General features: G+C 46.2%; 7 protein-coding genes. 1 reads left to right on the top strand and 6 read right to left on the bottom strand.

Features of this window, described 5'->3' with window-relative positions; genetic code table 11:
- Positions 1–3: 3 nt before the first annotated feature.
- The 5 genes from NWE93_00300 to NWE93_00280 form a co-directional block, all read right to left on the bottom strand.
- Positions 4–1,965 carry an Hsp70 family protein gene (locus tag NWE93_00300; protein ID MCW3998662.1) on the bottom strand — a complete coding sequence of 654 codons (1,962 nt, stop codon included), beginning with the start codon at positions 1,963–1,965 and terminating at the stop codon, positions 4–6.
- 11 nt (positions 1,966–1,976) lie between these two features.
- Complete coding sequence (gene grpE / locus NWE93_00295) at positions 1,977–2,522, bottom strand: nucleotide exchange factor GrpE (protein ID MCW3998661.1); 546 nt, start codon at positions 2,520–2,522, stop codon at positions 1,977–1,979.
- A 14-nt stretch (positions 2,523–2,536) separates the two neighbouring features.
- A complete protein-coding gene (locus tag NWE93_00290; GenBank protein ID MCW3998660.1) occupies positions 2,537–4,648 on the bottom strand; it encodes an AAA family ATPase in 2,112 nt (703 codons plus the stop codon).
- A 203-nt stretch (positions 4,649–4,851) separates the two neighbouring features.
- Positions 4,852–7,269 carry an ATP-dependent Clp protease ATP-binding subunit gene (locus NWE93_00285; GenBank protein MCW3998659.1) on the bottom strand — a complete coding sequence of 806 codons (2,418 nt, stop codon included), beginning with the start codon at positions 7,267–7,269 and terminating at the stop codon, positions 4,852–4,854.
- Between the two features lie 6 nt (positions 7,270–7,275).
- Positions 7,276–7,512, bottom strand: a complete 237-nt coding sequence (locus tag NWE93_00280) for a hypothetical protein (protein MCW3998658.1) — start codon at positions 7,510–7,512, stop codon at positions 7,276–7,278.
- A 175-nt stretch (positions 7,513–7,687) separates the two neighbouring features.
- On the opposite strand from NWE93_00280, the gene NWE93_00275 reads away from it, so the two are divergent.
- Positions 7,688–8,476 (top strand): ArsR family transcriptional regulator, encoded by a 789-nt coding sequence (locus tag NWE93_00275; GenBank protein ID MCW3998657.1) that lies wholly within the window; start codon positions 7,688–7,690, stop codon positions 8,474–8,476.
- Between the two features lie 13 nt (positions 8,477–8,489).
- Here NWE93_00275 and NWE93_00270 read toward each other — a convergent pair whose 3' ends face one another.
- Positions 8,490–12,551, bottom strand: a complete 4,062-nt coding sequence (locus tag NWE93_00270) for a protein kinase (GenBank protein MCW3998656.1) — start codon at positions 12,549–12,551, stop codon at positions 8,490–8,492.
- Between the last annotated feature and the right edge of the window lie 43 nt (positions 12,552–12,594).

The following is a 12,594-nucleotide window of genomic DNA, read 5'->3' as shown; positions in this document are numbered from 1 at the left end:
CCCCTACATTGTCCTCTCGATATTTCTGAGATCTTGATTGTAGACAAGAAGCTCCGGCTCTTTTAACACATCAGCGCAGAACAGAGCCTCCAAGAACTCTTGGATCCGGCTCATTAAACGAGGTGTGTCAATTTCAGGTGTCCTTGAATTGTTGATCGCTTCCAGGAGTCTCTCTCGTTTTACCTGCACTCTGGCATCTGTTACCTTCGCAGAATAAGACTTCACCAATTTGTCGGCCAAGTCAAGGGAGCTTTCAAGGGCCTTCTGGTTCCAGTTTCGGCGTGGAAGCATATTTCCCCATTTATCCATTAACGCACTAAGGCCGTCCTTACCCTCAGAATCGGAAATTTCTGGGTCAGGCATCTGGTTTTGGTCTTCGATATTTATTTCATCCCCCCTTAAAGCAAACGCATCCAAGTTTTCATGACGTGTGAACTCTCTTGTTTGCCTGTGGGTGAATGTTGCGATCAACTCTTTGTTGCCATTAAGTTCGATTGTTATGTCTATTAGGGGGGGTTCCCCGGTTGCTCTCAAGTAGAAGTCGAAGTCACCGAGGTGAATATACTTGTTTACAGTTTTGTCTCTCTCACAGTACATTCGCCGTCTAACCAAAGCTATTTGGGCACGGAGGGCTTGCCCGCCTAGCACTATTGTTTTTGTTCGCTTTATTGGGTAAGGAGAAAATGGCGGGATAATTGAAGAGTAATACTCACAGAAGTCCTTTGAGGAACCCACGATTGTTCCATAACCGTTTGGTTCATTTCGTGAGGTTAGCTTGATTTCTCCGCCTGCCTTTATGGCTGCACCCCTAGCTACACATTCCATCGGATTAACTGGCAAACCCTTCAGTTCATACTCATCTAGTTCACTTATCAAGGCGGGGGAGGCGCCTAATCGTTGCAGTTCATCTCTAACCGTTGCACGAACCGATGGCATGTAGGTTGGTCCGCCCACAAACACCAAGTGGTCAATTTGGCTGGCTTGCAAATGCGCTTGGCTTAAAGCAGTCCTTATGGGACCACGGCATTTTTCCAGAATTGGCGCAATTACCGCTTCCAACTCTGTTCGGGTAAGTTGAATTGTTCTTCCCAGTTGCACATCGACGTTTACGGTTTGTTTGGAGCTCAACTGGATCTTTGCTTTCTCGACTTCTTCCCTGAGGATGTGTTTTAAGGTGGGGTTTTTTTCTACAGCTTTGAGGTCATAGGTCCTGACAAGGTAGCTAATTAAGCTGTCGTCAATATCTAAGCCGCCTAAGGCTTCGTCTCCTGAAGTTCGAAGTTCACCCCAGATAAAGCCACCGTTCTTTTGTTCAACAGACAACATAATTGTAACGTCAAGTGTGCCTGCTCCCCAATCGAAGGTAAGCACTCTAGCCTTCTTATCTGCGTTCAAGCCGTATTGAAGCGCCGCTGCTGTGGGCTCAGCGATAGTGCTAACTTCTTTGAAGCCGACTCTTTTTGCCGCCTCCACAATCGGCGTCACACGTGTGCTGTCAAAATATGCCGGTACACTGACAACCAAGCTGTCTAAACCCTTACCGATCAAGGGATTAAGCTGCTGGTTTTCAGCGTCCTCTTTGATCTCCTGCAAAATAAACTCAAGGATATGCGATGGCGTGTAGTATTCATCAGCGACTTTTATAAGGATTGAACCGTTGGGGCCTTTCTCTATTTTGTACTGGAAACGGCTAAGTTCCCCATTTGCTAAGGCAGCATCATAGGATAAACCTACTAGTCGCTTTACGCCCCAAACTAGAAGCTCTGGAGTGGCAGCGCCCTGCATCTTTGCCGTTTTTCCAACTGACTTCTTTTTTCCATTACTATCAAACAAGACATATGACGGGAAACTTTTACCGTTAACGGTGGGTCCATGGCGGCTTTCAACCATTATGGTTTCGCCGCCTACTGGAACAGCAGCGGCTGAGTTGCTGGTTCCTAAATCGATTCCTATTGACTTTGTCATTTCTTTTCCCTCTACGAACCGTTTGTTTTTTGACTTACTATGACTTCGACTGGTCTGAAAACTGTTTGACCTTTGTTGCTTGAATTCTTCCTCAGGTATCCTGGTCTAACAATTTCTACCACTTCCCCATCCCCATCCGAGATTACATCAGAGCGTTGACCAACGCATTGGTGGTAAATGCCGTCAAAGGAGTCTCCCTGCGCCACTTTTATCTCCTCAAAACCCTCATCCTCTATGATCCTTTTAATTTTGCCAAGAATCCATTCGGCGATATCTCGATTACCCTCTTTTGCCGTGCCGAAGTGGTCAATGACTAGAAGCAGACTTTTAATTACCCGATCATAGTCGTCGGAAAGTTGGTTTTCCCTTTGCCACTGCTTTACCGCCCAAGTGTCGATTTCATGCAGGAGAAAGTTTAGCTGTTGTTTTTCGTTTTCTTTTTGCTCCAGCATCGAGAACATGGCTGCTTTTATTTCGCAGAAGTCTTGGTTTTCGATTGTTTGCTTTTCTATTGGGTTCCCATTTGACTGTTTGTTTAGCGGTTTGTTTTCTATCAATTTTTTTCCCTTCCTTATCCAACATAGCTTCTTCTCTGGTTTGACCCCGTCAAATTTGATTTTGTTTTTGCGATGGAGGCAATCGCGTTTTTGAGGTGATTAGTCGTCAACGCAAAATTCTCTGCCTGGAAGTTTGCCTCTCGAATAGCTGTCCAGGTTGCTTGGCGGCATGCTTCCATTATTTCAGCGCCTGAGAACCCTTCCGAGCAACGTACAGCTTCATCAACCGAAAAGTCTGTGGAAAGCGGCTTACTTCGCAAGTGCACCTCAAAAATAGCTTTTCTAGTTGTTGGGTCTGGGATCGGAACGTAAATGAGGTAATCGAATCTTCCAGGTCTCAGGATTGCGGGATCAATCATTTCAACTCGGTTGGTTGCACCAATAACGTAAACGCCGTCCGAATTTTCTATCCCATCCATTTCGGAAAGTACCTGATTGACGAGCGTGTCGAAAAATTGGGATTCGCCACTTCTATTTGGGGCAACAGCGTCTATCTCATCAAAGAAAATGACACAAGGCGCAACTTCTCTGGCTTTGGCAAATAGAAACCGAATTCTCTCCTCTGACTCGCCTACCCATTTTGAGTGGATTTCAGGTCCTTTAACTGCAATGAAGTTTACGCCACATTGGTTGGCGACGGCTTTTGCCAAAAGGGTTTTGCCGGTGCCCGGTGGCCCATAAAGCAGGATTCCTTTTGCCGGTTTTAAGCCAATCTGCTTGAAGACTTCTCGTTTGGAAATAGAGTAAGAGATGTTCTCGATAAGCAGCTTCTTTATTTCTTCCAAGCCGCCTATGTCGCTCCAAGTGACCTTGGGAACCTCGACGAGCAGTTCTTTCATCGCTGAAGGGGGAATGGTTGCTACTGCCTTTTCAAAGTCCAATTGGTTTACAGTGAGGTCTTCGATTGCATTAACTTCTCCTCTTTCAAACGCGACCGCTGGAAAAGTGCGCCTCAACGCATTGTAGGCTGCTTCGCGGCACACAGCCGCAAGGTCGGCGCCCACAAAACCCGCTGTTCGGTCAGCGATTATGTCTAAGTTAACGTCAGAAAAAAGAGGCATGCCAACGGTTTGGATCTTAAGAATCTGTTTTCTACCAGCCAAATCTGGGACACCTATATGGATTTCGTGACCAAACCTGCCCTCTCGTCTTAGCGCTTCATCTATCGAGTTTAACCTGTTTGTAGTTCCAACAACAACTACGCCTTTAAGCTGCCTTAACCCATCCATTAGCGTAAGCAGCGTCGCCACAAGGCGCGGCTCAACTTCGCCTGTTGATTTTCCACGTTTTGGCGCAAGAGCATCGATTTCATCAATCAAAATAACCGACGGCGCCTTTTTCTCTGCCTCGTCAAAGATTTCTCTTAACTTTCGTTCGCTTTCGCCAACCCACGTGCTGTACACTTCCGGTCCACTAATGGACATAAAGTTGGCGCCTACTTCATTGGCAAGTGCTTTGGCAATAAGGGTTTTTCCAGTTCCAGGTGGACCATAGAGAATTAAGCCCTTCGGTTGTGAAACGCCAAGGTGCTCGAAAACGTCATTGTACCGAAAAGGGTACTCGACGACCTCTCGAATCTGACGTATTTCTCTGTCTAATCCGCCTATGTCACTGTAGTGGATAGGAACGACTTCGGGCTTCATAATTGATGTTATAAACTGGGTTGATGTGGAGACAAGAACTATGCCGTCAGGTTTTGCATTGCTTACAGTAACCACTCGTGCGCTGTTTAGTCCCCCGCTGAAAACGTAAACAGCAGTTTTCTCGTTTCTTGTTAGAGGTTTACCTATGAATCGAATTACATCGCGCTCAGAGAAATCGGGCGGTACACTAAGCTCAATTCTTTCGGCAGTATTGGGCACGACAGCCTCAACATCTACCACTCCGCCATCCTTAACATTCAGATGCCGCTGCTTAAAACGGTCCAGTACTATCTCGTTTGCATTTCCGCTCTTCACTTCCAAAAGAATACAGCCGCATGATTTCCCCTGTTTCTCAAGCCTCAGAAAAGCCACGTCGTCGGTTCCGAATTTCAAGGCTTCGATACCCGGCAAATCTGATTCAATGGTTGCCCTATGGGTAGCATCTAATTCTGCGCTGCCGCGGACTTTAAGTTGAAACTTCACCTAACGGGCCTCCCATGCCTAACGGTTGGAACGGTTGTGCTTGGTTTAATGATGGACATGCTTCTTCACCGTGAATGTTCTTTTCTGCAGTTTTTATACTCGTCAGGTAGGGATGGTTGCACCTGCGAATTCGCCAGTTGACAGATGTAACCTAACGCTTACATCAGACACGCAAAACCCTCTAATACGAACCGACAGCGACCCTAAACTGGCTCTGTTTCTGAACTGCGCCTAGAAGTACCATCGGTTGGAGTGAACGCAAGCCCGTCTTTTCCAGCAGTTACAGTCCAGTTTGGATGCTTCTTGAGTTCGCCTCTGAGCATCAGGTGACTTAGGGGGATTTCCACTTGCTCTTCAACAACACGTTGGAGCTCGCGGACGCCAAAATCGGAACTAAATCCTGTCCTGATGAGGAAATCTTCAGCTTCCTTCTCCGTTGAGACGGTAACCCCGCATTTGTTTTTGATAACTGCAAAGACATTTTCTAGCATGGGTTTTAGAATTTTCGTTACATCTTCACTGTTAAGTTGGCGGAACTCTATTATGTCGCTGATGCGGTTGATGAATTCTGGCCGAAACATCCTTTTTAGCTGTTCTCGGACGTTTCCAGTCTGCTGCTTTCTACCATCGTACATGGAGGGCAACTCCATGTAGCTGTCGGGTTTTATGTTTGAAGTCATAATGAAGATGGCGTTTTCAGCGTCAACTGTGCGCCCTTTAGCGTCAGTCAATCTGCCTTCATCAAAGACCTGCAAAAACATATCCAAGACGCGGGGGTGAGCTTTTTCAACTTCATCAAGAAGAACCACAGAGTAGGGGCGTGTCCTTAGCTTCCCTGTCAGCTGTCCTTCCGCTTCGTAGCCTACGTAACCGGGCGGTGAACCGATAAGTTTTGCAGTGCTATGTTCCTCCATGTATTCTGACATGTCAAGGCGGATCATGTCAGATTTGCTACCGAACAAGTACTCTGCCAGCAGCTTTGCCAGCTCTGTTTTGCCGACACCGGTGGGTCCAAGGAACATAAAGACGCTTAAGGGCCCATTTCGTTTTCCCAGGCCTGAATGGGCAAGAAGCAGTCGGTTACAAACGCGGTTAATCGCATCGTCCTGCCCAACTATTTTCGATTTAAGGGAAGGCGCCAATTTTATGAGTCTATTTTGTCCCACGCCCTCCAAATGGCCAGTAATTATCTCTACAGGCACCGCAATCTTATCCGATAACACGTTTGCAATAGCGTTTTCGTCGACAACCGGTTTATTGGCTTCTATATCTTTGCTTTTAGTTTCGCCAGTTGAGTCCGAATCACTCTCTATACTCAACCCGGGAACGCGAGCGCGGGCAGCTGCTTTATCAACTAAATCTATAGCTTTATCGGGCAACTGGTGGTCAGCGTCAAAACGTATGGAAAGATTCACCGCAGCCTCCATGGATGAATCTGAAATCTCCACACCATGATAGTCTTCCAGCTTTGCTTTAATGCCCCGTAGGATTTCCAGTGTTTCTTGGGCGCTTGGCTCATTAACGATTACTTTCTCAAATCTGCGTTCCAACGCTGGATCAGATTCAATGTAACGCCGATATTCAGCGATGGTTGTTGCGCCAATACAGCGGACTTCGCCTCGGGCAAGGGCAGGTTTCATTATGTTTGCAGCGTCGGCGCTACCTTCAGCGCGTCCAGCCCCAATCAAATTGTGGATTTCATCTATGAAAATGATGATTTCCGGGTGAGCCTTCGCCTCCTCAATAATCTTTGTTAGCCGCTGCTCAAATTCACCTCTATACATTGTTCCCCCGACAAGGCTGCCGATGTTTAGCTCAATTATTTTTTTGCCTTCCAAAACTTGCCGGTCTTTCTGTTCAGCTATACGTACCGCTAATGCTTCAACAATCGCTGTTTTTCCAACGCCTGCTTCCCCAACGAGGACGGGGTTGTTTTTACTTTTCCGCGCCATTGTTTGAATCAGCTGCAACAGTTCAAACCGTCGACCGATGAATGGACCAAGCTTTCCCTTTTTTGCCTCCTCAGTTAAGTCTCTACCGTACTTATCCAGATAGTGTGTGCCACTGGGTTGTTCTGGTTGACCTCCAGCAGGTTTCACAGGCTCCTTTTCACTTGTCAAATCAGAGGAGTTTTGGTAAAACAGAGCTTGTTTAGCTAAATCCTCTGGCTTGACAGCTTTGGCAGAAAGGACCTCTAAGACAGCTTTACCGGGTGACTCCATGAGTGCTGCGAAGAAATGCAGACATGTTACTTCAGCGCTTGCTTCGGATAAAGTATCCGCCCTTTCAAAAGCTTGTTTACATTCCAAACTTCGATGGATAAGCTGATCTCTGCTTCGATAGTTGCCCGGGCTAATTCTTTTTCTTATTTCGCGCCTAAGTTCAGTACAGTTTAACTCATAATCGCTAAACAAACCCTTTATTTTGTCACATTCAATCGCAACCGTATGCAGCGCCTGCTGAGTTAACCCTGCCTGCTCTGGACTAAGCATCGCTGCTTTTTCAAGGCTGCAAATTCCAATAAGCATGTACTCTTTTGTTACGTATTCATTAAGATTGGCACCGGCTTCGGAAGCTGCAATTTGCCAAGCCAAGTTAAGACCAACAGAGATGGGCTTCAAAATTCTTTACCTCCACGTTTTAGATGCCAGACCAGCAAAGCAGTCGACATAGAGCTTGAATTTGTAGTCATTTCCAAGACCCGTCTGCCAAGCATATTTAGCAGTGGGTTTATCAAGTTTTGGGTAAAACCCAAGAAACAATAGATTGGCGGCAAAACAATGAAGACATGTTTGTAAATAAATAAAATCAGCGCTGATTAGTTTAGCGATCGGTAAACTCTTAATTTCACTAACGATACCCATACCATTCTACCTCCTTACGGATTGTACCTGCGCTACTTAAATTTAGCAACGTTAGCGTTATAATCTTGTAACTTGCTAGTTACCGACAGCAACAATTAGGTGAGCAGCACAACATTTTTCGTTCGAACTAAAGGCTTTTAAAATAATGCGCTATTAATCATGACCGGTGACTCTATTGCCTAAAGCAAATCACAGCGAGACAATCCCCGTTGGCAGTACCGAAGGTTCTGATTTGACAGTTGAACTGGCAAGTTATCTTGAGATTCTAGGCAGCACTATTCGACTGAAAATTCTAAAAATAATTGAAAAACAGCCACTTGACGTGGAATCGATCTCACATGAACTATACAAAAATCAGATCGTTTGCAGCAGAGAAAATATTGAAAGACACCTTAAAAAGCTGTTTAACACGGGCTTAGTTAGGAAAGAACCTGGAGAAAAGAATGGTAGAGCAGTAATGAATTACTTGATTGTACCGGGCGCAATAGAGAATGCTTTGAGAACAACCAAAAAAGTGCTCAAATTAGACCTTTCGATTGATTTAAAAACAGAAGCAGCGAAGGTCCAAAAAAACTTGGATGAAGAATTCTGCACACCCAAAGTCAAGGTACTGGGCGGAATCGACGATGGCAAATACTTCCCGTTGAAAAAATCCAGCATTAACATTGGAAGAGTCGACCCCGATAATTCCGACAAATACGATGCTGCCAATGACATTTTACTTTCGGAAAAATATTCAACCGTTTCCAGAGTATGGAAACCTCAGGCTTTGATAACATTTGAGCAGGGCAGTTGGTATGTTGAACATGGAGACGCCGTAAACCCCACATTGTTATGGGACAAAAAATTGGTGAAAGGTCGAAAAGAAAAACTCAAAGACGAAGACATAATCCATCTGTCAGGTGACAAAACCGTAAGGTTGCTTTTCCTGCTTCCTAAATGTCAACCACCCGAGGACCAATAAAAAGGGCAGGCACTTACTCGTTCGCTTGTTTACGCAGTATTTCAGCGGCTAATTCTTTGAGTCTTTTTTCAACCCCGCTTTTAGTTAACCAACCGAAGCCCCGCATAGAAAGCTGTTTGTACAGCTCCTCAAATTCTTCGGTTTTCCATTCCGGACTCCCGAATGATTTGAAGCCCTCACCAACAAAAGGTAAATGAAGCGCCAGGAAACTGCTGAGGTATGGTTTTGCTTCTTGGCTCCATTCAGTTTTCTGAGGAAGAGCGTAATCCCAGTCACACTCCCAAACACGAACGGTTCTGTCGTAACTTGCAGTTACAACAAAGCGGCTGTCCGGAGAAAACGTCACGGAATGAATGGGGCCGCTGTGCCCTATTAACTCAATCAAGTTCTCGCCAGTTTTCACAGCCCATATTTTGGCGCTGTTGTCCCAGCTGCTTGTAACCACGTATTGCGCATCTGGGGAAAAAGCCACGGAAGAAACCAATGCACTGTGTCCCTTGAGGGTGAACAGGAGGCTGCCGGTGCTTAAATCCCATAGTCGAGCGGTTCTGTCACCGCTTCCAGTGATTGCAGTCGTGCCGTCTGGGGAGACAGCCACTGAACGTATGCTGTCTTTGTGGCCTTGCAGCGAAAACAGGCATTTCCCTGTTTGCAAATCCCAAAATCTTGCGGTGTTGTCAGCGCTTCCCGTCAAAGCAAACAAGCCATCCGGAGAGAAAGCCGCTGCATCCACATCACCTGCATGACCAGTTAAGACGCAAACACAGCGTCCGGTTTCTGCGCCCCATAGACGGGCAGTTTGGTCAGTGCTTCCGGTAAGGACATGGCGGCTGTCAGGGGAAAAAACTGCCACATGGATGCTGCTTGAATGACCCGAGAGCGTCGCTTCGCATTTTCCTGTTTTTATGCTCCAAAGTCTGGCTGTGCCATCTGAGCTTGCCACTAACGCTGTTTTGCCGTTGGGAGAGAAACCCAAGAAGGTTGTTTCTCCCTGCGTCTTCTTGAGTGCATATAGGCATTCTCCGGTTTTTGTGTTCCATATCACTGCATTTTGGTCTGAGCTGCCTGTCAAAGCTACAGTGCCGTCAGGAGATATTGCCACTGCAGAGATTTCGCCTCTATGTGCATTTAAGGAAATGGATTCTCGGCTATCAAGGTTTAAAACGTAGGCACCTGATAAGCCTTCGCTGGACGTCAGAGCAAGTTTTGCGTTGCTAGAGAAAGCAGCGTAAATAGCCCTGCTGACTTCACCTGCGAACGCAATATTTCTAACGCACCAAGCGGCTTTGCATCGACTTATTCTGCCTCTTTGACCTATTTTTGCCCAAAGCTCCATAATTGTTGGGTGCCTTTCGTATCCAGGTAGGGCTCTTGCTTGCTTCAACAGCTGAACTGCTTTTTCCCAGTGGCCAATCCAAATCTCTTCCTCTATTTCATCAACCAAATCATCAAATTGATACTGAAGCCCTATTTGGTCTTCAAGCGACCTTACTTCCCCTAAAACAAAAAGAGGCTCCGAACCTTTGTTATCAGCGACTTCCCATAACATGACTTTGCCGTCAGCGTCACCGGTTGCGGCATAGAAGGTGTCATCTGAGAAAGCAACCGAGGTCACTGCCGCTTTGTGACCGATTAGACTTCTCAAGCACTGCCCTGTTTCTAAATTCCACAGATGCACTGTGCGGTCTCTACTTGCCGTTAAACCCAACTTCTTATTGGGCGATATTGCGACGGCGTCCACTGAAAGGCTGTGTCCTTGAATGGTTCTGATGCATTTTCCTGATTTCAGCTCCCAGAGCCGAGCGGTATGGTCGAGGCTGCCAGTTAACAGCAATGTGCTGTCAGGCAACAGGTGCATGGCGTTTAAGCCTTTGGTGTGACCTTCAAGAGAAAACAGACATTGCCCTGATGATGTATCCCAGACTTTCGCTGCAGAATCCCAGCTTCCTGTGACGGCAATCCGGCCATAATTCGGTAGACATATACAAGAAACAGTGTCTTTATGCGCTTTAAACTCGAATTTATAGTAAATTTCGTCATTAATAACGTCAATTTGGCATAGACGAGCTGTTTCGCCGGATGCCATTAACACCCATTTTCCATCGCAAGAAATTGCCATCGACTGGACCGGTTTACCTTGAATATTGCAGTGTAGAGTTCCAAAACAATCGCCGCTTTTTAAGTTCCAAAAACTTATTGATTTTCTATTTGCGACAATTACTGATGGATTCGCGTAGTCTTCCGCAAATATGGCAGTGAGAACGCTGCCGGCTCTGGTGGTTATTGTTCTTTCTGTTTGCCCGCGGATATTGCAAATTCTGAGTTTGCCATCATCGTAACCAATTAGCAGAGTACCCGCGGCGAACGTTAAAGCCGTAACCGATGTAGAGTCGTCGCCCACTGTACACATGAGTTTAGGCCAATTTTCTTTTTCAGAATCTACCTTTGCAAGGGCCAATTGTACCTCTGGTTGTTGAGGAGCTATTTTTTCTGCATCTTTCAGCGCAGCGTTGGCTGACTCCGCATCTTGCCTAGCGATGTGAAGTAAACCCAAAAGATAATGAGACTTCCAAACGTCAGGTAGATTGATGCTTACAGCTTTGACTCTGTCAACTGCCTCCAAGTCGGTGATGTCGCCATTTCGCCACTGAAGCAGCGCCTGATTGTAGACAGCTTCAGGGTTCGAGGGGTCAACCTTAAGGGCTTCTGAGAAAGCTTCTAAGGCTTCTGTTGTTTTTTTAAGGTCGATGAGCGAGACGCCTTTGTTGTTTAAACTGGTTGCTAAAAGGGCGATTTGTTCAACTTTCTGGCGGGGGTACGGTTGCTTGGTGACCTTGCGGTATATTTCTGTAAGGTTATCTTCTATGGCAACTGCACTTTCAGGTCGCTTCTCTGGGTCAATCTCTAAGCATTGCTCTATTAACTTCGCCAGTTTGTAGGGGACAGTTTTAGGAAGCTCAGCATGCGACCAATTTGTATGCATCAAATGAGCATGGAACGCATGGATAGATTCACCCTTTCTACTCCCAAAAGCCCTAGTACCGCTACACATCTCATACAGCACAGCGCCCAATGCCCAGATGTCAGCTTTGGTTGAAGCCTTCGATGCTGAACCCCACTGTTCAGGCGCCATATACTCTGGAGTTCCAGCTGTGCCTGTTTTCCCCGCCTCGACGCCGCCCATATTTAGTGATTCTACCAATTTTACCAAGCCAAAGTCTGTTACTTTTAGTACGCCACTCTCGGTAAGCAGGCAGTTCTCCGGCTTTAGGTCTCGATGAACTAGATTTTGCTGATGCGCATAGGCTATGCCTCGGCAAATCTGTATTCCAAAGTCCATTGCTTGGTCCAGATTTAGGTTCTCTATTGCTCCTCTGAGGGTTCCTCCAGATACATATTCCAAAAATATTTTTGGAACCTTATTCAGTTCCCGCACATAGTAACATGTCACTATGTTAGGGTGCAAACCCAGTTCTGTCCACGCTTGGGCTTCTCTGTAAAAGCGTTCAACCGCTGCCCTATTAGACCGAGTCTCTTTCTTGAGAACCTTGACTGCCAGGTCCTGTTGCCAGAGTTGGTGTCTGACCTTGTACACTTTTCCAAAACTGCCCTCTCCGATTTCATCCAAAATCAAGTACAGTCCAGCGACGACCTGACCTTCAACCCAGGAGTCGGAGATCTTGTTTGGCGGCGATCTATCACCATTGGGCAAGGTTTCTGAGAAGCCTTTTTGCCGTTCTTCACTTGCAGGCTTTTCAACATTTTGCTTAATTGCGTCGTAATCGGATTCTTTTATGGACATGGCTAGGCATGTGCCATCTTTGAAAATGTATGCAAGACTCTGTTTGAGCGGCTCAATGTCTCTCACAGTGCATATGTCTTGGCTTTGCAGGCGGAGAGGCCAACCACGTTTTTGCCCAACTAATCCCCTGGCAAGTTTGCATACATCGGTTGGGCCAAGAACAAACATAGTGCCGTCTACTCTGACGAAGTAGAACATGCCTTTTTCATGGATGTCTTGGAGAATTTGGTCTAGTTTTTCTATCAGTTGGTCCGCGGTGATTTCTCTAGGCACTGGCAAGATGTTCTCCCCTTCTGCTCTTAGCGTTTAATTATGT

Source organism: Candidatus Bathyarchaeota archaeon (assembly GCA_026014735.1).
Classification (GTDB): Archaea; Thermoproteota; Bathyarchaeia; order Bathyarchaeales; family Bathycorpusculaceae; genus Bathycorpusculum.
The sequence above is the reverse complement of the archived record's forward strand: the minus strand, read 5'-3'. Positions and strand labels throughout refer to the sequence as shown.